Source organism: Microbacterium sp. NPDC056003 (genome assembly GCF_042274785.1).
In the GTDB taxonomy this organism is placed as follows: Bacteria; Actinomycetota; Actinomycetes; order Actinomycetales; family Microbacteriaceae; genus Microbacterium.
In genome coordinates this window covers 23153-44995 of record NZ_JBHJXQ010000002.1, presented here as the reverse complement: position 1 = coordinate 44995, position 21843 = coordinate 23153, and the positions used below count along the sequence as shown (strand labels likewise).

Here is a 21843-nt window from a genome sequence, read left to right as displayed (position 1 = left end):
CTTTGCAAGCACTTCTTTGCAACATCTTTTTTGCAAAGGAATGGCGGCATTCCGGTGCTCGCTGACTAGGCTGTACGCCATGCCCCACGAGAACCCGCTGCTCTCTCCCGCCGTGCTCCCCTACGGCCTTCCCGACTACACGGCGATCCGGCCGGAGCACTATCTACCCGCGTTCCAGGCGGCATTCGAGGAGCACACGCGCGAAATCGCGAACATCACCCGGGTGCGCTCGATGCCGACGTTCGAGAACACCCTCGTTCCGCTCGAGGAGAGCGGCAGGCTGCTCGGCGACGTCGCCCGCACGTTCTACACGGTGTCCTCAGCCGACGCGACGCCCGACATCCAGGCGATCGAGGAGGAGCTCGCCCCGCTGATGTCGGCGCATCAGGACTCGATACAGCTCGACGCGCAGCTGTACTGGCGCATCAAGACCGTGCACGATCAGCTCGATTCCCTCGGCCTCGAGCCCGAGCAGCGCTATCTCGTCGAGCGCCACCACCGCGAGATGACGCACGCCGGCGCCGCGCTCGACGACGCCGCCAAGGAGCGCCTCACGGAGCTCAACCAGCGGCTGTCGACCCTGACGACGTCGTTCGAGAAGAACCTCCTCAACGACACCAACGACCTCGCCGTGGTGTTCGACAGCGCGGCAGAGCTCGACGGTCTCACCGAGGGTGAACTCTCGGCCGCCGCTCAGGCCGCAGCGGATCGGGGCCTCGAGGGCAAGTGGGTCGTCACCCTGACGCTGTTCACGGGGCATCCCTATCTCTCGTCCCTGACCGACCGCACCAGCCGCAAGCGGATCCTCGACGCCTCGCGCGCGCGCGGCTCGCGCGGCAACGAACACGACAACCGCGCCGTGCTGCTCGAGATCGTGCGCCTGCGGGCCGAGCGTGCCGCGCTGCTCGGCTACGACACCCACGCCGCGTACATCACCTCCGACGAGACCGCCGGATCGCCGGAGGCCGTGCACGACCTGCTCCGCCGGCTCGCTGTGCCGGCAGCGCGCAACGCCGCCAAAGAGCAAGCCGCGCTCCAGGCGATCGTGGACGCCGAGCCCGAGCCGTTCACGCTCGAGGCGCACGACTGGGCGTTCTACACCGAGAAGGTGCGCGCCGCAGAGTACGACCTCGACCGCAGCGCGCTGCGCCCCTGGTTCGAGGCCGAGCGCGTGCTGCAGGACGGCGTGTTCCGTGCCGCCACCGACCTCTACGGCGTGACGTTCACCGAACGGCCCGACATCCCCGCGTACCACCCCGACGCGCGTGTCTTCGAGCTGCACAACGCCGACGGGAGCGAGCTGGGCCTGTTCATCCTCGACCTCTATACGCGCGACACCAAGCGCGGCGGCGCGTGGATGAACTCCATCGTCTCGCAGTCCGCTCTCCGTGGCACGCGACCCATCGTGGTGAACAACCTCAACGTTCCCAAGCCTGCGCCCGGCACGCCGTCTCTGCTGACCCTCGACGAGGTCACGACGCTCTTCCACGAGTTCGGACACGCCCTCCACGGTCTGTTCGCGACCGTGACGTACCCGCACTTCGCCGGTACGAACGTGTTCCGCGACTTCGTCGAGTTCCCCAGTCAGGTCAACGAGATGTGGATCTACTGGCCGGAGATCCTGGACTCGTACGCCCGCCACGTCGACAGCGACGAGCCGCTGCCCGCGGAGGTCGTCGAGAAGCTGCACGCGTCCGAGGCGTTCAACCAGGGCTTCGCCACCAGCGAGTACCTGGCCGCGTCCTGGATCGACCAGGCGTGGCACTCGCTGACCGAGGCGCAGGCGACGGCCGACATCGACGTGGCGTCGTTCGAGTCGGCAGCCCTCGCCGACATCGGCCTCGACAACCCCGCCGTGCCGACGCGCTACTCGTCGACGTATTTCGCGCACGTGTTCTCCGGTGGGTACAGCGCGGGCTACTACTCGTACATCTGGAGCGAGGTGCTCGACGCCGACACCGTCGAGTGGTTCCGTGAGAACGGCGGCCTGACGCGCGACAACGGTGACCGGTTCCGGCAGCGCCTGCTCGGGGTCGGCGGGTCGAAGGATCCGCTCGAGGCGTATCGCGACTTCCGTGGGCGGGATGCCGACATCCGGCCTCTCCTCGAGCGCCGCGGCCTCGTCGCCTGAGACGGGCCGGCTACGGTCGTCCGGCGCCGGCGCCTGAGCAGTCGGCCGGTGCCGGCGGTCAGTCGGGATGCGCCGTGACCCATGCGGCTGCCGCCGCGCGGGAGGAGACCCCGAGCTTCTGCCGGGCGTTCGCCACGTGGCGGTGGATGGTGTGGACGCTGAGGAACAGCTCATCGGCGATCTGCGCGTCGGTACGCCCGCGGGCGACGAGCACGAGAACCTGACGCTCGCGGTCCGAGATCGGCCCCTCTTCGCGCGGCGCGCCGGATTCCCCCGGTGATCGGATCGCAGCGAGCTCGGAAGGATCGGCACCGGCGAAGCCGAGTGCGTGGCGCAGCAGGGTGCGGCTGTCGCCGTGCCAGGGGTGGTGTGCGCTGCCGTCGAGGATGCGCAGCTCCGCGCCGGGGATCGCCGACGCCGTGCCGGCTCCGAGCGGGAGCGGGATTGCGCGGTCGCCGCGGCGGTGCATCACGAGGGTCGGTGCACGCACCGCACCGGCGGCCGCGCTCACGTCGATCGCGTAGACCTCGGCCAGCGCGTCCGCGGCCGCCTCGGCCGAACCGCTCGCCCGCTGATGCCGCAGATAGGCACGCTGCTCGTCGGGTGTCGCATCCGGGAAGAACACGTCCGACATGACCCTGCCACCCACGCCCCAACTCCGACGGACGAGATCGACGAGGGCGTCGCGGTCGGCCTGCGGGGCGATGTCGGTGCCGCGAAGATAGGCGCCCGAGAGGATCATCCGATCCACCCGGTCGGGACGCCGCGCGGCCAACTCGATCGCGACGGGAGCGCCCGACGACCCCGCGAGCACGGTCGCCGCGTCGACGCCCGCGGCGTCGAGGACCGCGGTGAGCGCGTCGACATGACGCCCGACCGCGATCGCACCCCGCGGCGACCGGGTCAGGCCCGTGCCGGGCGGGTCCATCCGAATCACCCGCCGATTCCCGGCCAGCGTCGCGATGAAGTGGCGGACCGGCGGATACTCCAGGTCGTGGACGAGGTGACTCATCCACCAGCCGCCGAGCAGGAGTGGCTCTCCCTCTCCGAGCTCGGTCCAGGCGACGTCGTCCGACCCCGACCATGCGTGCCGGATCGTCGTCGAGGTGCCGTCCACGTGATCAGTATGGAACACGCGCCCCCTGTCCGCGGCCCATGCGCAGCGCGTGCAGAGCCTGGTGACGCAGCGCGATCCAGGTCGCGTCCGCCCTCGCCACCATCTCGCCCGCGGCATCCGTCAGCGCGACCGAGGTCTCGTAGCGCCGTCCCTCGTGCGCGCGTGTCCAACTGTGGACGACCAGCCGCTCCCCCACCCGCGGACGCCGTTCCACCTCCGCCGTCATGGTGCCGAGGAGGCAGAGCTCGCGATCGCGCAATGCCGCCGCGGGATAGCTCGTGCAGTCCATCGCGGCCCACACCGCAGGGAACGGAGCGGCTCCGCCGACGGAGTCGCGGCCCCCCACGATCCACGGTGCGGCCAGCAGGTCGGGACTACCCGGGGCGAATCCCGGGGTGACGTGCATGCCGTCGGCGCGGCGCGGCCCGCAGACGACGCAGTCGGAGAGCGGATGCCGCAGCCCGGCGAGCGGGTGCGCGTCGCGAGCCATGAGCGCATCCTCGAAGGACGGCGCGGCGGGAAGCGCGGTGTCGGCCAGTGCACCCGGGCGGGCTTCAGCGACCACGCGCCGCCCGGACAGGACACGGGCGCCGCCGTCGCCGTCGGGGCGCGCGACGAGCAGCCGTCGCAGCGGCACCGGTCGTCGCAGCACGACGGTGACGGTGTCGGCGTCGACGTGGCGCGCGATCATGCCCGCCGCGTACCCGCCGTTCGCAGAGTGTCGCGGTCCGTTGAGGCGGGGGTCGATCGAGAACACCGAATCAGGCAGGGGCGGGGACGCGGACGCCGTTCCCGCCGGTCTCGCGGCGGAGCCGGCGTCAGGGCGGCCGAAGAGAGCCGCGGCGTGGTGGGTGGAGAACACGAGTCCAGTCATGACCCGAGTCAACCGCCGGCGGCCCCGGTGGCGCGTCGCGCGAATCAGCCAATCGTCGATGGCCGGAATGGGCCATCGACCTGGAAACCGATGGGCAGCTTCAGACCGGTCAGGCGCTCTTGCGCTTCTCGCGCAGCACCAGCGTCGGCGGCGCACTCTCCTCCACGGAGGCGCGCGTGACGATGACCTTGTCGACGTCGTCGGTGGAGGGGATCTCGAACATGATCGGTCCGAGCACGTCTTCGAGGATCGCGCGGAGTCCGCGGGCGCCCGTCTTGCGCTCCACAGCGAGGTCGGCGATCGCCTCGAGCGCCTCGGTGTCGAACTCGAGTGTGACGCCGTCGAGCTCGAACATGCGGTGGTACTGCTTGACCAGAGCGTTCTTCGGCTCGGTGAGGATCTCCATGAGCGCCTCGCGGTCGAGCGGCGATACCGACGCGACCACCGGTAGACGACCGATGAACTCGGGGATGAGTCCGAACTTGTGCAGGTCTTCGGGTCGCACTTCGCTGAAGAGGCTCAGGTCGTCGCCCTTGTTGTGCAACGGTGCGCCGAAGCCGATGCCGTGCTTGCCGACGCGCGCGGAGATGATGTCTTCGAGGCCTGCGAACGCACCGGCGACGATGAACAGCACGTTCGTGGTATCGATCTGGATGAACTCCTGGTGCGGATGCTTGCGGCCGCCCTGCGGCGGAACCGAGGCGACCGTGCCCTCGAGGATCTTGAGGAGCGCCTGCTGCACGCCTTCGCCGGAGACGTCGCGTGTGATCGAAGGGTTCTCGGCCTTGCGGGCGATCTTGTCGACCTCATCGATGTAGATGATGCCGGTCTCGGCGCGCTTCGTGTCGAAGTCCGCGGCCTGCAGGAGCTTGAGGAGGATGTTCTCGACGTCTTCGCCGACGTAGCCGGCCTCGGTGAGAGCGGTGGCATCGGCGACGGCGAAGGGCACGTTGAGGCGCTTCGCGAGGGTCTGAGCGAGGTAAGTCTTGCCGCAACCCGTCGGGCCGAGCAGCAGGATGTTGCTCTTGGCGATCTCGATCTCGTCGGCGCGCTGCTCGGCCGACTGGATCGTGCCGTGCGCGCGCACGCGCTTGTAGTGGTTGTACACCGCTACGGAGAGCGCGCGCTTCGCGGCCTGCTGCCCGACGACGTACTCCTCGAGGAAGCCGAAGATCTCGCGCGGCTTCGGGAGGTCGAAGTCGGTCACCACGCCCGAGGAAGACTCGGCCATGCGCTCTTCGATGATCTCGTTGCACAGCTCGACGCACTCGTCGCAGATGTAGACGCCGGGACCGGCGATCAATTGCTGCACCTGCTTCTGGCTCTTGCCGCAGAAGGAGCACTTGAACAGGTCGGCGCTCTCACCGATGCGTGCCATGCGGCTCCTCCTCGTCGCGCCGGGGGCAGACCCCTGGCTGTCCTCCGAGCCTAATCGTTCGAGCCGACATGCGGCGGGATTGCGACACGCGTTGTGAAGGATGCGCCGTCCGCCCACAGCGAAGCCCCGCCACCCCGGACATGCGGGGAGACGGGGCTGCGCGGCATCCGCTCTACTTCGTCAGTGCGGCGGGGGTGCGCTTGCGGGTCGTGAGGACCTGGTCGACCAGTCCGTAGGCGAGAGCCTCCTCGGCGCCCAGGATCTTGTCGCGGTCGATGTCCTTGTTCACCTCTGCGACGGTCTTGTTCGAGTGCTTCGACAGGGTCTCCTCGAGCCAGGTGCGCATGCGCATGATCTCCTGTGCCTGGATCTCGATGTCGCTCGCCTGCCCGTGGCCCGCCTCGCCCATCGCGGGCTGGTGGATCAGGATGCGGGCGTTCGGCAGGGCGAGACGCTTGCCGGGCGCACCGGCCGCGAGCAGCACGGCGGCGGCGGAGGCCGCCTGACCGAGCACCACGGTCTGGATCTGCGGTGAGACGTACTGCATCGTGTCGTAGATCGCGGTCATGGCCGTGAACGAGCCGCCGGGCGAGTTGATGTACATGATGATGTCGCGATCGGGATCCTGGCTCTCGAGCACGAGCAGCTGGGCCATGACGTCGTCGGCCGACGCGTCGTCGACCTGAACCCCGAGGAAGATGACGCGGTCCTCGAAGAGCTTGTTGTAGGGATCCTGGCGCTTGTAGCCGTAGGCCGTGCGCTCCTCGAACTGCGGCAGGACGTAGCGGCTGCCGGGCATCTGGAGCCCCTGCGGGGCGCTGGGTCCGAAGGTGGGGGTCTGCATTGCGGGTTCTCTCTCTTTCGCCTTCGGTGCGCTCAGTTGGCGGTTCCGCCGCCGCCGATGACGTCGGTCGCGGACTCGCGGATGTGGTCGACGAACCCGTACTCGAGGGCCTCGTCCGCGCTGAACCAGCGGTCGCGGTCGCCGTCGGCGTTGATCTGCTCGACGGACTTGCCCGTCTGCGCGGCCGTGATCTCGGCGAGGCGCTTCTTCATGTCGAGGATCAGCTGCGCCTGGGTCTGGATGTCGCTCGCCGTGCCGCCGAAGCCGCCGTGAGGCTGGTGCAGCAGCACGCGCGCGTTCGGCGTGATGTAGCGCTTGCCCTTGGTGCCGGCCGTGAGGAGCAGCTGGCCCATCGAGGCGGCCATGCCGATGCCGACGGTGACGATGTCGTTCGGCACGAACTGCATCGTGTCGTAGATCGCCATGCCGGCCGTGATCGATCCGCCGGGCGAGTTGATGTAGAGGTAGATGTCCTTCTCGGAGTCCTCGGCGGCGAGCAGGAGGATCTTCGCGCAGATCTCGTTCGCGTTCTCGTCTCGCACCTCCGACCCGAGCCAGATGATGCGGTCCTTCAGCAGCCTGTCGAAGACGCTCGTCGCGACAAGTGGTTCGGCCATGTGTACTCCTGATTCCGTGGTCGTGCCATCGAATCTACCGGCGCGATGCGGGCGACCCGCCCGTGTTCGCCCTGGGCAGATCAGTCCTGCGGGTCGACGAGATCGCGCGCGTATGCGGCGACCGAGCGGGTGTAGCGAGGCAGGTGCGGCGCGAGTGCCGTGAGAGCGACGGATGCTGCGCGCACGGCCTTCCCCGATGACACCAGCGCGAGGGCGTAGAAGGCCGCGGCCGCGTCGTGCATCGGCGCGCCGGCGTCACGCTCGTACTCCGCACGCAGCAGGTCGAGCGCCTCGTCGAGCTTGCCGAGATTCCGGATCGTGCTCGCGAGCTGGATGACCGCCTGCGTGCGCAGCTCGTCGTCGAGACCTGCCTCGAGCGCCGCCCGGTACAGCGGCTCGGCCTCGGCCTCGAGCCCCGCCGAGTCGCGGGCGCCCGCCCGCTCGAACAGCGCACGCCCGTCGTGCTCATCCCGCTCGGCGGCGAGCTCGTCGATGAGCCGCACGCGCTCCGCGTCGTCCAGCCCTTCGTCGGCCCATACCGCCGCGACCCGGTCGTTCCAGTCGGTCATCGTCATCCTGCTCTGACAGAGAAGGGGACGGATGCCGCGGCATCCGTCCCCCGTTTCACTGCGATGCAGTGATCACTCCTTGTCGGCAGCGGCCTTCTTCTTGGCCGGTGCCTTCTTCTTGGCGGGCTTCTCGGCCTCTGCGGCCTCGATCACGGCGTCGGCGTCGGCCGCGGCATCCGCGATCTCCTGCGCCTCCTCCGCGACCCCTTCCTCGGCCTCAGCCTCGTCCTCGTCGGCGACGAAGCCGGTGAGGTCGACGGTCTTGCCGTTCGTGTCGACGACGTTGACCTTGCCGAGCGCGATCGCGAGGGCCTTGTTGCGGGCGACCTCGCCGATCATCGCGGGCAGCTGGTTGCCCTGCTGCAGCGCGTTGACGAAGTCCTGCGGGGCCATGCCGTACTGGGCGGCGGACTGCACGAGGTACTGCGTGAGCTCGTCCTGCGAGACCTGCACGTTGACCTGCTCGGCGATCTTGTCGAGGAGCATCTGCGTCTTGAACTGCTTCTCGCTGGCCTCGGCGACCTCGGCACGGTGCACGTCGTCCTCGAGGCGACCCTCGCCCTCGAGGTGGGTGTGCACCTCGTCCTCGATGAGCTGAGCGGGAACCGGGATCTCGACCTGCTCGAGCAGCTGCTCGATGAGCTTGTCGCGCGCAGCCGAGCCCTGGGTGAACACCGACTGCTCGCCGACGCGGTCCTTGAGGCTGTCGCGCAGCTCGCCGATGGTGTCGAACTCGCTGGCGATCTGGGCGAAGTCGTCGTCGGCCTCGGGCAGCTCGCGCTCCTTGACCGACTTCACGACGACCGAGACCTCGGCCTCCTCGCCGGCGTGGTCGCCGCCGACGAGCTTCGAGCGGAAGGTGGTCTCTTCGCCGGCGGTCAGCGAGTCGATGGCCTCGTCGATGCCCTCGAGCAGCTCGCCCGAGCCGACCTCGTACGAGACGCCCTCGGCGCGGTCGATCTCGGCGCCGTCGATCGTGGCGACGAGGTCGAGCTCGACGAAGTCACCCGTGGCGGCCGGGCGGTCGACGGTCACGAGCGTGCCGAAGCGGCTGCGCAGACGGTCGAGCTCCTCGTCGATGGCGCTCTCGTCGACCTCGATCGCGTCGACCTCGACCGTGGTGCCCTCGAACGCGGGCAGCTCGAAGTCGGGGCGGACATCCACCTCGACCTCGACCTTGAGGTCGCCCGAGAAGTCCTTCTCGGCCGGCCACTCGGTGACCTCGGCGCTCGGACGACCGAGGACGCGGAGCTCATTGGACTCGACGGCCTGGCGGTAGAACGTGTCGAGACCCTCGCTGACGGCGTGCTCGAGCACCGCGCCGCGCCCGATGCGCTGGTCGATGATCGGCGCGGGGACCTTGCCCTTGCGGAAGCCGGGGATCTGGACGTCCTGGGCGATGTGCTCGTACGCGTGCGCGATCGACGGCTTGAGCTCGTCGGGCGTGACCGTGATGTGCAGCTTCACCCGGGTCGGGCTGAGCTTCTCGACGGTGCTGTTCACCATGCTTGTTCGTTCTCCTCTATCGGACCGCGCGCGCATGCGCGGCTGAAGGTCTGGGTCGGAATTCTGTGAGGGGCCGTGATGTCGGGGCGACAGGATTTGAACCTGCGGCCTCCCGCTCCCAAAGCGGGCGCTCTACCAAGCTGAGCTACGCCCCGGGCGGGTCCGCACGCATGCGTGCGCCATTCGGCCCCGAGAAGTCTAGCCGACCCGCCCGGCAGTCGCCTGCGCGCACCGTTCGGGCTACATGCGCTCGACCCACTCGGCACGCCAGTCCGGAGCCGGGAACGGCTTCGTCCAGTACGCCGTCTCCTGCGCGATGCGGCCGTCGCGCAGCTCGAAGATGAAGATCGACTGGTACGGATCGCCGTCGCCGTAGTCGAGGTCGGCTTGAGCGACCCACAGATCGCCGTCGCCGATCAGCCGCCGCAGCGAGATCGTCGGCAGCTGCGGGAATCGCGTGTACACCGCACGGCGATTGTCGCCGCCCACGATGCGCTCCCCGGACTGCGGCCACTCCATCACCGCGTCCTCGTGGAACAGGTCGTCCATTCCGCCGACGTCGCCCGCATTCAGCGTGGCGATGAGCGCTTCGACGACCTCTCCGCCCGTGCGTGCCATGACCGGCTCCCTCCGCTCTGCCGCGCGTCGGGCTGACCTGGGGAGCGGGGTGACGGCCACCATGTACTACGATTGGTCGGTGCCCGTCAGCGGGCGCACGGGGATGTAGCTCAATGGTAGAGCCTCAGTCTTCCAAACTGATGGTGCGGGTTCGATTCCCGTCATCCCCTCCAATGCCCTCTCGGGCGGCCGCAGGCCGCTCGCGAGGGCTTTTGACGTGACGCCGCCTGTCGTGACGCCGCCGGATGCGCGGGGCGCAACCACGCCGGCGCGCTACTGGCTCGGCACCACGTCGGCGATACGCCGTGCCATTACAGGGATACGCCGCGACCCGCGCCTACCCTGAGGCCGTGAGTGTGTCCACCGCCGAGCCCAGACGGTTGCAGGGCGCCGCCGCACCGGCCGCGCCTCGCAAGTCCGCGCCGCTCACCCAGGAGCGACCGATGCGGTATCCGGATGCCTCGTCCCGAGCCGTCATGACCCGCCGCGGATGGTGGCTCGTCGTCCTGAACTTCCTGGTCCCCGGCTCGGCCCAGGTGCTCGCGGGGAGCCGCCGTCTGGGACGCATCGGGATCGTCGCGACCCTGGTCATGTGGGCGCTCGCGATCGCCGCCGTGCTGGGAGCGCTGTTCGCACGGTCGGTGGTGCTGGCGATCGGCACGAACTGGTTCGTCCTGCTCCTCGCCCAGGGCCTGCTCATCGCCTATGCCGTGCTGTGGATCATCCTCACGGTCGACACTCTGCGCCTCGTGCGCCTGGTGCGGACCGGCCGACGCGCACGGTACGGCATCGCCGCGGCATCCGTCGTCCTTCTCGTTCTCGCCTGCGGAACGGCGGCGTACGGAGCGAATGTGGCGGGCACGACGCGGGAGACGCTCGGCGCGATCTTCGGCGCAAGCGGCCCCTCCGTCGAGCCGTCCGACGGCTATTACAACATCCTCCTCCTCGGCGCCGATCACGTTCCCTCGAACGACTCGAAGCGGTTCGACAGCATCTCGGTCGTCTCGATCAACGCCGAGACCGGCGCGACCACCATCACCGGCTTCCCGCGAGACATGCCCGGTTTCCCGTTCTCGGAAGGGCCGATGCAGGATCGCTATCCGAACGGCCACGAAGGTCACGCCGACGCGACGTGCGGGTGGGGCAGCGGCATCAACCAGCTCAACACCGAGGTGGAGGTCTGTCAGGACGGCTCGCTGATCTATCCCGACGCGGTCTCCAAGGGGTCCGCGCCGGGCATCGAAGCGACCAAGGATGCCGTCGAGGGCATCCTGGGCATCGAGGTACCCCATTACGTGACGATCGACATGTACGCCTTCGAGGACCTCATCGATGCCCTGGGCGGTGTCGAGATAGACGTCAAGGAGCGCATCCCGATCGGCGGCCCGGGCTATACCGGGGAACCGCTCGAAGAGTGGGTCGAAGGATGGATCGATCCCGGCACGCAGCGCATGGACGGCTTCACGGCGCAGTGGTACGCCCGTTCCCGCCACACCACGAGCGATTTCGACAGAATGCGGCGTCAGCGCGAGCTGCAGCAGGCCATCCTCGACCAGTTCACGCCGCAGGTCGTGCTCACGCGCTTCCAGGAAGTCGCGGACGCCGGTGCGGACATGGTGAGCACAGACATCCCCTCGTCGTTCATCCCGACACTGCTCGACCTGGCGCTGAAGGCCAAGGAGCAGGAGGTCACGACGATCGAGTTGACGCCCGACGGCGGCATCGACGAGCACAACCCCGACTGGGCCTACATCCAGGAGATGGTGCAGACGAAGCTTCACCCGCCCGAGCCGACGCCTGAGGGCTGACGCCGATGCGGGCGCGGCCGGTTCCGCGTGACCACGCGACCGCAGCCGAGCACCCACCGGCTCTCCCCTGCATCGGGTGATTTCCGCCGACCCGCTACCGGCCGGCGTGCCCGAAGAGCAGAATCCGACTCAGGACTCGATCGGACGGAACGTGAGGGAGCACCGATGAGTACGCCCACCTCGCCCGCAGGCGCGCCCAAGCCGCGCAGACTCCCGCGCCGGCCGGCGTCGAGTCTCACCGAGAAGTGGACGCGGATCGACGGGGTCGACGTGTTCTACCGCGAGTCGCCGGACCCGCCGGCCGACGCGCGCGTGATGACCCACGTCCACGGCTTCGGACTCTCGGGACGGTACCTGCTTCCGACAGCCGAGCGCCTCGCCGACCGATTCCACACCTTCGTCCCCGACCTGCCCGGGTTCGGCCGCAGCGGCAAGCGGCGCGACATGCTCGACATCCCCGATCTCGCCCATGCCGCCGCCGACTTCCTGGACGACCGCGGCATCGAGAAGTCGACGCTCGTGGGCAACTCGATGGGCTGCCCGGTCATCATCGAGTTCGCGCACCACTACCCCGAGCGGATCGACCGAGCGGTGCTCGTCTCCCCCGCCGGCGGCATCTTCAACCAGCCGCTCCGTCGCGCGATCGCCCAGTTGACGAAGGATGCTCCGCGGGAGCCGACCCGGATGGCACGGGTCGCCGTACCCGACTACGTGCGCTTCGGCGTGCCGAGCACCATGCGGATGTTCCGCGCGCTGACGCAGTACCCGTCGCTGCAGCGCCTCCTCGAGATGCGCATCCCGACGCTGGTCGTGCTCGGGCAGCGCGACCCGCTGCTCCCCCACGCGCACCGCGTCGACGAGGTCGCCAGTCAGACCGACAGCCATGTGCTGGTCGTTCTGCTCGAAGGCGCCGCGCACGCCATCAACTTCAGCCATCCCGGGCAGCTCGCGCACGTCATCACGCTTTTCATGGACGACAAGCCGATCGAGAACGACCCCTCCTGGCCCGGGCACGTGCGCCTGTACGAGGTCCACCGGGGCAAGCACCATCCACCGCCACGGCCGGCCGGATGAGGCGGATCAGTCGAGGGGTCGCGCGTCGAGATGCTCCTCGATGTGGGCGAGGTAGTGCGCGGCGTTCGCGAGCAGACCCGCGCGTTCCTCGTCGGTGAGCTCACGGCGAACCTTCGCCGGGACACCGGCGACGAGCGAGCCGTCGGGGATGTCCGAACCTTCGAGCACCACAGCGCCCCCGGCGACGAGACAGCCGCTGCCGATCCGGGCGCCGTTCAGGACGACGGCGCCCATGCCGATCAGGGAGCCGTCGCCGATCGTGCAGCCGTGCACGACGGCGTTGTGCCCAACCGACACGTCCTCGCCGATCACGACGGGCTTTCCCGCGTCGACGTGCACCGACACGTTGTCCTGCAGGTTGCTGCGCGCCCCCACCATGATGGTGTCGCCGTCGGCACGCAGCACGGCGTTGTACCAGACGCTCGCGCCCGGCCCGAGCGTGACGCCCCCGATGACGCGGGCGCCGGTGGCGATGAACGAACTGGGGTCGAGCGCGGGCGTCCTGCCCGCCGCACTGAGCACCGATGCTCCGGAGGCGATCGTCATGATCCGACTCTATTCGGCCAGGGCGTTCCGGATCGCCTCGGAGTACCACGGCGCGAGAGTATCGGCGAAGGTCACCGTGAGGTGATCCTGGTCGCGGTAGATGTTCGCACCGCCCACGACAGGGGCACACAACTCCTCGCCGCAGAACACGTCCGTGAAGTCGAGGAGCGTGACGCCCTCGCGCTGGGCGGCAGCGTCGCGCAACGGGTCGTCCGCGACGAGCACATCGGACCGCGGGCCGTCGCATTCCGCGGCATCCCGAGTGCGAAGGCACTTGTTCGGGTCGGTCTCCCAGACGGGGTTGTCGACGACGGTGATCACCGGCACGCCTTGGTCGAGCATCCCGTCCCACGCGTCGACGTAGCCGGCGACCGCCGCGTCGTACGACGAGTCGAACCCGGCCGAAGAGTACGGGGTCGTTGCGATCGCCGCGGTGAAGACGGCGTCGAGGTCGGCGTCGGCCATCGCCGCCGTCACCCCCTCCCGCCATTCCGCGCACGCCGCGCCGAAGGCGCCGGGAGTGGACAGCGGTGTGGAGTTCCACGGGCACGCGCCCTTGAACCACGTGACGAGCTGCCAGCCCTCGTCCTCGGCGATGCGCTGGAACGTCGACAGCAGCTGGTAGGCATGGCTGTCGCCGACGAGGGCGACGCGCGGCGCGTCGGGGTCGTCGGAACCGAACGTGCACGATACCGGTCGGGCGTCGGTGAGCTGTACGAAGCATTGCGCGTCGGCCGGGCGGTCGATGCCCGCGAATCCCGGCGCCGGGAGGATCGTGTCGCCGAAGTCGGCGTCGGCGCACGACGCGTCGAGCACCGCGGCTGCGCCGAAGCACGGCGGCGGGTCCTCCTGGAGCTGCTGGATGTCGCGCACGCCCGCGTTGTAGGCGGGCGCGTTCACGAACCACGCGGTCGCCGCGACGACCGCCACGATGAGCATCGCGCCGAGCGAGCTCCACAGCGTGACGCGCGCAGGCCGTGACGTCAGCACCTTCCAGCTGCGGGCGGGGTCTTCGACGAACTTCTTGGTGAGCCACGCGAGCACGAAGCAGAGGATCAGCAACGCGACCCGGTGGTAGATCGTGAGGCCCCAGAACGGCACCGACGGCGCGATGATGATGAGCGGCCAGTGCCAGAGGTACAGCGAGTACGAGATGTCACCGACGAACTGCGCCGGACGGATCGCCAGGATACGCGTGGGGTACCACCAGCGCTCGGTGTTCGACGCGGCCAGCACCGCCGCTGCGCCGAGGGTCGGGATGGCGGCCATGTAGCCCGGGAACGGCGTCTGGCCGTCGAACGTGAAGATCGCGTAGACGAGGACGAGCACGCCTGCCCAGCCCAGCACGAAGCTCCCGATCGCGTTGCGGACGCGGAGCAGAGGCACCAGGGCGATGAGCGCACCGACGCCGAACTGCCACATCCGGCCGAAGGTGACGAAGTACGCCGGGGCCGGGTTCGTGATCGTGAAGACGACGCAGAACACGAACGAGACGACCGTGACGATCGCGAGGGCCGTGATGACGGCGCGGCGGCGGGCGCCGCGGAAGAACTTCACCCCGATCCATGCCGCGAGCAGCATGATGAGCGGCCACATGACGTAAAACTGCTCCTCGAGCGACAGCGACCAGTAGTGCTGGACGGTGGTCGGGTCGCCCGAGTGGTTGAGGTAGTCGGCGCTGTTGAGCGCCAGGAACCAGTTCTCGACGTAGAACGTCGACGCGAGGATCTCCTGCACCTCGTTCGGAAGCGCCGAGGTCGGCGTGAGGTACGGCGACATCGCGACGATCGCACAGAAGAGCAGGACGAGGAGGGATGCCGGCAGCAGGCGTCGAGCGCGGCGCGCCCAGAACTGGCCCAGTCGCACGCTTCCCGTGGCCGAGAGCTCGCGCATGAGGTGCCCGGTGATCAGGAAGCCGGAGATCACGAAGAAGATGTCGACGCCGACGTAGCCGCCCGTGACCCGGCCCGGCCAGAAGTGGTAGAGCACGACCGCGAGCACGGCGATCGCGCGCAGCCCCTGCACGTGCGGGATGAACCGCGACGGCTCGGCGTGCTCCGGAGAGCGGTCGCGCGGCTCGCGGGTCACGGTGGCGGCGGGCGCACGCAGATTCTGCGGCCCGAGGTCGTGATCAGCGGAAGGCACCTATCGACGTTAGCCGGTGTCGGCTGACAATCCGGCATGACAGCACGGCGTCCGCGCCACCGGTTAGCCGAGCCTTGTCTTGCTTGCGGAATGCCGGGTGCTGAGTAGCGTTGCACCCACCGGAGGACGCACGCCGATCGAGGCGTCCCTCCCGACGATGGAGGCGACCGATATGACCAAGACGAACACCACCCCCGCTACCGCTGCCGACCCCACCGTGGCCGCCGCCAGCGCCCAGTTCCTCACTCCCGTCGTGCTCGGGCTGCAGGCCCTCGCCGTCAACGGCAAGCAGGCCCACTGGAACGTCCGCGGCGCGAACTTCATCGCCATCCACGAACTCCTCGACACCCTCGTCGCCAATGCGCAGGCGGGCGCCGACCAGGCCGCCGAGCGGATCGTCGCACTCGGCCTCCCGGTCGACGCGCGCGTCGGCACCATCGCCGGGAAGACGTCGACCGCGGTTCCCGCCGGGTTCACGCAGTGGGAGGCTCTGATCCGCGACGTGATCTCCGACATGGACGCCGTGATCGCCGATACGCAGGCCGCGATCGACGGCCTCGACGAGTTCGATCTCACGAGCCAGGACGTCGCGATCGGCATCAAGGAGACGCTGGAGAAGGACCGCTGGTTCCTGTTCGCGCACCTCGCCGAGTGACCGCGTGCTCGCCGAGCGAGCGCAGCGAGACGAAACGCCCCGGACCTCGATGAGGTCTCGGGGCGTTTCGCCTGTCGTGGTGGCTAGGGCCGCTGGAGGAACGCGAGCACGGCGAGCACGCGTCGATGCTCGGTGCCGGACTCCTCGAGCCCGAGCTTGGCGAAGATCGCGCTGATGTTCTTCTCGACCGCGCCCACTCCGATGAAGAGCCGCTCCGCGATGCTCGCGTTGCTGCGGCCCTCCGCCATCAGTGTGAGCACGTCCCGCTCGCGAGGGGTGAGCGTCGCCAGCGGGTCCGGTCGTGCCGCGATCAGGCCCTGCACGACGAGCGGATCGAGCACGGTGCCGCGCTCGCGCACCCGGCGCACGGCGTCGGTGAACTCCTCCAACGACGTCACACGGTCCTTCAGCAGGTAGCCGACTCCCCCGTCGCCGCCCGCCAGCAGCTCGCGGGCGTACACGCCCTCGACGTACTGGCTGAGCACGAGGATGCCGACCTGCGGCAGCGCCGCGCGCAGCGTCAGCGCAGCGCGGATGCCCTCGTCGCGGAACCCCGGAGGCAGCCGCACGTCGAGGATCGCGACATCCGCTTCGGCATCGCGCACCCGCGCGACGATGTCGTCGGCATCGCCCCACGCACCGGCGGTGACATAGCCGGCTTCGTCGAAGAGCCGGACCAGCCCCTCGCGCAGCAGCACCGAGTCCTCGATGAGGACGACGCGCAGCGGACTGGTCTCGCTCCGGGATGCCATGCCCTCAGCATAGGGAGCGCTCACGCCGCGACCGGAGCCAGCGGCACGTGCGCGCCGACGGAGGTCGGACCGCCCGCAGGGCTGTCGACGACGAGCATTCCGCGGAGGCCCGCGACCCGCTCGCGCAGACCCTCCAGCCCGTGGCCCACCGCGTACGACGCGCCGCCGCGGCCGTTGTCGACCACCCAGACGTCGAGCATCGACGGCGCGCCCGACACCGACGAGCGCACCGAGGCCTTGAGGGTCACGGCAGTCGCCCCGGAGTGCTTGACGACGTTCGTGAACAGCTCGGCCACGACGAAGTAGACCGTGCGTGCGACCTCGGGGCTCGTGACGGCGTCGATGGCCGGGTCGATGTCGGCGTGCACCACGAGGGGTGTGGTGGCGGCGATCGCGGACAGCGCGGCGGCGAGCCCGCGGTCCTGCAGCAACGGCGGAGCCACCCCGCTCGAGAGCGCGCGCAGCTCGTCGAGGGCGGCCTTCGCGTGGCTGCGCGCCTCACGGGCGAGTTCGGCCGCGGCACCCGCATCACCCGATTCGGCGCGGCGCTCGAGCGCCGCGAGATCCAGCTGCAGGCGCACCAGGCGCTGCTGGGGCCCGTCATGGATGTCGCGTTCGAGGCGGCGCAGGGCGACGTCCTCGGCGTGCACGGCGGCGCCGCGGGCCGCGGCCTCGGCGCGCACCTCGGCGGCGAGGTCGTCCGACCGCCAGCGACCGAGCATGCCCTCCGCGACGGCATGGTGACCGCGCGCGAGGCCGCCGAGCACCCAGGGCATCGTGAACGTGAAGACGATGCCGGCGATCAGGTAGAGCGTGACCTCGACAGCCCATGCCGACCACCCGCCGAACATCCACGGCAGCGCATCGGCGACGTAGCGACCCCAGTCGCCGCCGTTGTCGCGCGGGAGGAACGCGCCCCAGATCCAGTAGGTGAGGCCGCCGAGACCGATGCTGAGCCACACGGTCGTCAGGACGAAGGAAATGGTGCTGATCACCGGGTTCACGATCATGCCGTGCACGAGGTACAGCCAGTAGTGGGCATTGCGGATCGGCCGGGTGAGGGTCATCCAGAACCCCGCGGCGCCCGGCCTGTCGCGGTTCCACTCCGGCTCGGCGACCGGGGGCAGCCCCGTGAGCCGGAGGAGCCCTCGATCGGCGATTCCGAACCCACGGGCGACGAACAGCGCGCCCACGACGATCGGCAGCCCGACGATGACGACGAGCAGCCCGACCCCGGTCCAGAAGAGCGACGCGAGCAGGCTGACCGAGACCATCGCCAGCACGAAGACGGCAAGCAGATAGACGGCGCTGCCGGGGGTGCGGGCCCAGGCGCGACCGTAGTCGGCCCAGAAGCCCTCCCTCGCCGCGCGGGGCGCGGCGGTGACGGCGTCAGTGGTCATCGTGGTCATCGGAATCTCCCTCGGGACGTCGCAGGTCGGGCTCGTGGCCCGGTTCGACGACCAGGAACTGTCCCATCATGCCCTGGTCCTCGTGCCACAGCAGGTGGCAGTGATACATGTATGGAGTGGTCGGGTCGGCGTAGTCCTCGAACGGCACGAGGAGGCGGTAACGGCGACCCTGCTCGAGCGCGATCGTGTCCTTCCGGCCCGACAGCCGCGCGGGCGGCGCCTCGCCGTCCACGCTCAGCACCCGGAACTGCATGTCGTGCACGTGGAACGAGTGCGGCAGCGGGTTGCTGTTGTGAACCGTCCACACCTCGCTCGTGTCGACGGTGGCGACGACGTCCGCACGGCCGAGGTCCATCTGGCGGTCGTTGATGCTGTGCCCCGACATCTCGAACGAGCGGTGGGCTGCGGCATCCGACTCGTCCGCCTCCGGGAGCTCGACCAGCGTCGCCGGCAGGCGCGGAGAGGAGGCGAGGGATGCTGCGGCCCGCAGCTCGAGGACGTCGAACGACGCACCGCCCGCGTGAAGAGCCGGGTCGGGCGCCTGTGATCGCAGGGCGACACGCTCGCCGGGCGCTACTGCGACGACGATCTCGGCGCGCTCCCCCGGCGACAGCGGCACGCTCGTCGAGGGGACGGGCTCCTCGAGGAGGCCGCCGTCGGTGCCGATGAGCGCGAACTCTCGGCCGTCGGCGAAGGTGAAGTCGTACATGCGCGCACTGGACCCGTTCAGCAGGCGCAGGCGCACCAGCTCGGTCGTCACGTCGAGGTACGGCGCGATGGTGCCGTTCACGAGGATCGTGTCGCCCAGGACGCCGTCGAACTGCATGCCGATGCTGCCGGAGAAGGCGCCGTCGGCGCTGAACGACCGATCCTGCACGATGACCGGGATGTCGTCCACGCCGTACTCACGCGGCAGCGGCAGGGCGGCCTCCTCCTCGTCCTGGATGATGAACATCCCCGCGAGGCCGGCGTCGACCTGCTCGCGGGTGCGCCCGTGGAGGTGCGGGTGGTACCAGAGGGACGCAGCGGGCTGGTCGATGGTCCACTCCGGCTGCCAGGTCGCCCCGGCGGCGATCGGCGTGTGCGGTCCGCCGTCCATCGCGGCGGGAAGGTGCATGCCGTGCCAGTGGACGGTCGTGCTCTCGGCGAGGCCGTTCGTGACGTCGACCCGCACGTCTTCGCCGCGCGCCGCGACGAGCGTCGGCCCGAGATACGACCCGTTGTAGCCGAGCGTGGGCGTCTCGCTCCCGGGGAGGAACGAGGTGCGTCCCTCGGCGGCGTCGAGTTCGAAGACCCGCACGCCGTCCTCGATCCTCGACGGCGCGAGCTCGGGGATGTGCAGTGCGCGGTCGAACGTGAGCTCGCCCGCCGCGGGCGGCGTGGCGCGCGCACTGTTCGCCCCGAACCAGATCGCACCGGCGGCGATCAGCACCATCACGGCCACGAGCGGAACGGCGACGAGGATCGCCGACACGCGGCGCCGGCGCCGCCGCGGGGTCGCGGTCGGCAGTGCGGGCGGCAGCGGCGGAGGGGGCGGCGAGGGAGGAGCGGAAACCATGCCTCCAGCCTCGCCAGAGCGCGCGGAAGGCGGCATCCGACCCCCTCCCGAACCTCGACGGGGGCTGTCCCCCGGATCCGAGGGCGGGCCGGCTACGCGAGGTGGGTCAGCCGACCGCCGAGGAGGGTGGCGGTGACGGTCATGCCGCGCAGCTGCTCGTGGTCCGCCGTGAGCGGGTCGTGCGCGCAGACGGCGAGGTCGGCCCGCGCACCCGGCTCGATGCGCGCCGGGGCGCCCGAGCCGCCGTGCGTCGATGCGCCCAGGGCGACCTCGGCCGGCACGCTCTGCGCGGCCTGCCAGGGCTCGCGCCCGTCGCGCGTACGGAAGACCGCCGCCGCCATGGCCGCCCATGGGTCGAGCGGCGACACCGGCGCGTCCGATCCGAAAAGCAGGTTCGCACCGGCGTCGGCGAGCGACCGCAGCGGATAGGGCTGCGCCGTCTGCTCGGCCCAGATCGTGTCGGTGAGGTCGCGGTCGTCGATCGCGTGCTCGGGCTGGACGCTCACTCCGACGCCCAACCGGGAGAAGCGCGGGATGTCGGCGTGCGCGACCAGCTGCGCGTGTTCGATCGTGCCCCAGGCGCCGCTCACGGCGAACGCATCGAGGGCTGCCGAGTTCGCGACGTCGCCGATCGCGTGGATCGCCGAGGCGATCCCGGCTCCGGTCGCGCGGGTCATGAGGTCGACGAGCGTCGCGCTGTCGACCGTGAGCATCCCGTGGTTGTGCGGGTCTCCCGGGTAGGCATGGGAGGTCGCCGCGGTGCGGGTTCCGAGGGAGCCGTCGGTGATCACCTTGAGCGGGCCGACGCGGGCGAGATCGGATGCCGCGCCCCGCGCCGCATCGCCCGTCTGCAGTCCCTCGGCGACGGCGCGGTCGAGGAACTCCGGGTAGATCCCGAACTCCACGCGCAGCGTGTCGAAGCCCTGACCGAGCCGGCGCGCCCACGCCTCCTCGTTCCACGCCATGTCGAGGTCGACCAGTCCCACGACGCCGCGGGCGGCGGCATCCCGGGCCATCCTCTCGACCAGCGGATCCGCGACCTGCGCCGGCAGGGCGTTGAGGCGGCGCGAGATCTCGAACGCCGGGTCCTCGCGCAGGATCCCGGTGCCGTCCGGCTCGAACCCCTCGCGCCGCAGCGCCGCGGTGTTGAGCCACACGCTGTGCACGTCGGCATTGATCAGGTAGGTCGGGACCTCGCCGGTCGCGGCGTCGAGCGCCTCGAGCGTGGGAAGGTCGCCCCACAGCGCGTCGCGGAATCCCGTGCCTACCCGTCGGCCGTCGGGCAGAGGTGCAGCGGCGCCCATGATGGCGGCCGCATGAGCAGCCGAGGTCGCTCCGCCGAGAGGCTCGCGCTGTGCGGCCAGCGCCCACTGCACGACATGCACGTGGTGGTCCCACAGTCCCGGGATCAGCCACGCCCCGCGGGCGTCGAGCACAGCGCCATGCCGGGCGAGCGCGCCCGCCGGCGCGATGTCGACGACGAACCCGTCGGCGAGGTGCACGTCTACCGGATCGTCGAGGAACGGGTCGGTGCGCTCCGCACCGCTCAGGCGGACGTTCGCCAGGACATCGGGAGTGTCACCGCGTCGCAGGCTCATCGGGCCGCCTTCCGGGTGTCGAGGTCGCGCCGCATCTCACCGGCGAGGCGCGGGTCGGCGTACGGTCCTGCCCCCGCTTCCAGTTCCGCGATGATCGTCTCGACCACGTCGTCGGGACGGTTCTGGCTGAGCTTGCGCTTGGCGACGATTCGGGTGGGCGTGAGGCGGAATCCGACGGTGCCGCGTTCGAGCTTGGTGACGTAGTCCGCATCGTTCGGCGGTTCCCACAGGAGACGCGGCTGCGGCATCCCTTTCTCGAAGCGCGCGACCAGGCGGTCGAGCACCTCGAGGTTCTCCTGCGGAGTGAGGAGCTCGGGCACACCGGTCAGGTGAGCCGAGACGAAGTTCCATGTCGGCACGTTGGGTCCGTCCGGGTACCAGCCGGGCGAGATGTAGCCATGGGGTCCTTGCACGACAACCAGCAGCTCGCGCTCACCGAGACCGTGGATCATGTCGTCGGGCCGCCCGACGTGACCCACGATCGTGAGGTCGTCGCGGCCGTCGTCGAGGAGCACGGCGTAGTGCGAGGCGACGAGGCCCGCATCGGTCTGGCTGACCAGGGTGACCCACGGGTTGAGCTCGACGAGGCGACGCAGCTCGCTGACATCCGTCATGGCGAAGCTCGGGTTCTGACGCATGGACTC

Annotated in this window: 19 protein-coding genes and 2 tRNA genes; 5 read left to right on the top strand and 16 right to left on the bottom strand. The window is 69.8% G+C overall.

The annotated features are described in order from the left end of the window. The first annotated feature begins 79 nt into the window (after nt 1-79). Complete coding sequence (locus ACFC1W_RS09490) at nt 80-2131, top strand: M3 family metallopeptidase (protein ID WP_375991592.1); 2052 nt, start codon at nt 80-82, stop codon at nt 2129-2131. A 58-nt stretch (nt 2132-2189) separates the two neighbouring features. On the opposite strand, the gene ACFC1W_RS09485 is transcribed toward ACFC1W_RS09490, so the two are convergent. From ACFC1W_RS09485 to ACFC1W_RS09445, 9 genes are all read right to left on the bottom strand, one after another. Next, a complete protein-coding gene (locus ACFC1W_RS09485) occupies nt 2190-3248 on the bottom strand; it encodes an alpha/beta fold hydrolase (RefSeq protein ID WP_375991589.1) in 1059 nt (352 codons plus the stop codon). Between the two features lie 4 nt (nt 3249-3252). Continuing rightward, complete coding sequence (locus ACFC1W_RS09480) at nt 3253-4122, bottom strand: hypothetical protein (protein WP_375991586.1); 870 nt, start codon at nt 4120-4122, stop codon at nt 3253-3255. Between the two features lie 109 nt (nt 4123-4231). Then, nucleotides 4232-5500, bottom strand: coding sequence for an ATP-dependent Clp protease ATP-binding subunit ClpX (clpX, locus tag ACFC1W_RS09475; RefSeq protein WP_241110494.1), 1269 nt, complete (start codon nt 5498-5500; stop codon nt 4232-4234). A 172-nt stretch (nt 5501-5672) separates the two neighbouring features. Continuing rightward, nucleotides 5673-6344, bottom strand: coding sequence for an ATP-dependent Clp protease proteolytic subunit (locus ACFC1W_RS09470; RefSeq protein WP_191766881.1), 672 nt, complete (start codon nt 6342-6344; stop codon nt 5673-5675). A gap of 32 nt (nt 6345-6376) precedes the next feature. Beyond that, nucleotides 6377-6961, bottom strand: a complete 585-nt coding sequence (locus ACFC1W_RS09465; protein WP_191766880.1) for an ATP-dependent Clp protease proteolytic subunit — start codon at nt 6959-6961, stop codon at nt 6377-6379. Nucleotides 6962-7041: 80 nt separating this feature from the next. Beyond that, nucleotides 7042-7530 (bottom strand): tetratricopeptide repeat protein, encoded by a 489-nt coding sequence (locus ACFC1W_RS09460; protein WP_375991582.1) that lies wholly within the window; start codon nt 7528-7530, stop codon nt 7042-7044. A 72-nt stretch (nt 7531-7602) separates the two neighbouring features. Beyond that, complete coding sequence (gene tig, locus ACFC1W_RS09455; RefSeq protein WP_375991579.1) at nt 7603-9036, bottom strand: trigger factor; 1434 nt, start codon at nt 9034-9036, stop codon at nt 7603-7605. Between the two features lie 81 nt (nt 9037-9117). Beyond that, nucleotides 9118-9191: transfer RNA gene (locus tag ACFC1W_RS09450), tRNA-Pro, on the bottom strand. Nucleotides 9192-9276: 85 nt separating this feature from the next. Continuing rightward, nucleotides 9277-9654 carry a nuclear transport factor 2 family protein gene (locus tag ACFC1W_RS09445; protein ID WP_375991577.1) on the bottom strand — a complete coding sequence of 126 codons (378 nt, stop codon included), beginning with the start codon at nt 9652-9654 and terminating at the stop codon, nt 9277-9279. Between the two features lie 99 nt (nt 9655-9753). Here ACFC1W_RS09445 and ACFC1W_RS09440 point away from each other — a divergent pair. From ACFC1W_RS09440 to ACFC1W_RS09430, 3 genes are all read left to right on the top strand, one after another. Continuing rightward, nucleotides 9754-9827 (top strand) — tRNA-Gly (locus ACFC1W_RS09440). A 183-nt stretch (nt 9828-10010) separates the two neighbouring features. Further along, nucleotides 10011-11462: an LCP family protein gene (locus tag ACFC1W_RS09435; protein ID WP_375992862.1), complete on the top strand. Its 1452-nt coding sequence runs from the start codon at nt 10011-10013 to the stop codon at nt 11460-11462. A 165-nt stretch (nt 11463-11627) separates the two neighbouring features. Further along, nucleotides 11628-12536 (top strand): alpha/beta fold hydrolase, encoded by a 909-nt coding sequence (locus tag ACFC1W_RS09430; RefSeq protein ID WP_375991575.1) that lies wholly within the window; start codon nt 11628-11630, stop codon nt 12534-12536. 6 nt (nt 12537-12542) lie between these two features. On the opposite strand, the gene ACFC1W_RS09425 is transcribed toward ACFC1W_RS09430, so the two are convergent. Further along, nucleotides 12543-13082: a gamma carbonic anhydrase family protein gene (locus ACFC1W_RS09425; protein ID WP_375991572.1), complete on the bottom strand. Its 540-nt coding sequence runs from the start codon at nt 13080-13082 to the stop codon at nt 12543-12545. 9 nt (nt 13083-13091) lie between these two features. Further along, a complete protein-coding gene (locus ACFC1W_RS09420; RefSeq protein ID WP_375991570.1) occupies nt 13092-15227 on the bottom strand; it encodes an acyltransferase family protein in 2136 nt (711 codons plus the stop codon). Nucleotides 15228-15399: 172 nt separating this feature from the next. Between ACFC1W_RS09420 and ACFC1W_RS09415 the strand changes: the two genes are divergently transcribed. Beyond that, nucleotides 15400-15882 carry a DNA starvation/stationary phase protection protein gene (locus ACFC1W_RS09415; RefSeq protein WP_241110487.1) on the top strand — a complete coding sequence of 161 codons (483 nt, stop codon included), beginning with the start codon at nt 15400-15402 and terminating at the stop codon, nt 15880-15882. A gap of 83 nt (nt 15883-15965) precedes the next feature. Here the strand turns inward: ACFC1W_RS09415 and ACFC1W_RS09410 are convergent, their stop codons facing one another. The 5 genes from ACFC1W_RS09410 to ACFC1W_RS09390 form a co-directional block, all read right to left on the bottom strand. Further along, nucleotides 15966-16634, bottom strand: a complete 669-nt coding sequence (locus ACFC1W_RS09410; protein ID WP_375991567.1) for a response regulator — start codon at nt 16632-16634, stop codon at nt 15966-15968. 20 nt (nt 16635-16654) lie between these two features. Continuing rightward, complete coding sequence (locus ACFC1W_RS09405; RefSeq protein ID WP_375991565.1) at nt 16655-18043, bottom strand: sensor domain-containing protein; 1389 nt, start codon at nt 18041-18043, stop codon at nt 16655-16657. Then, nucleotides 18024-19601 (bottom strand): multicopper oxidase family protein, encoded by a 1578-nt coding sequence (locus ACFC1W_RS09400; protein ID WP_375991563.1) that lies wholly within the window; start codon nt 19599-19601, stop codon nt 18024-18026. The genes ACFC1W_RS09405 and ACFC1W_RS09400 overlap by 20 nt, the downstream gene beginning before the upstream one ends. Before the next feature lie 92 nt (nt 19602-19693). Then, nucleotides 19694-21199, bottom strand: a complete 1506-nt coding sequence (locus ACFC1W_RS09395; protein WP_375991560.1) for an amidohydrolase family protein — start codon at nt 21197-21199, stop codon at nt 19694-19696. Next, entirely contained in the window at nt 21196-21837 is a 642-nt protein-coding gene (locus tag ACFC1W_RS09390) for an FMN-binding negative transcriptional regulator (RefSeq protein WP_375991558.1), read from the bottom strand. Before ACFC1W_RS09390 ends, ACFC1W_RS09395 begins: the two co-directional genes overlap by 4 nt. Between the last annotated feature and the right edge of the window lie 6 nt (nt 21838-21843).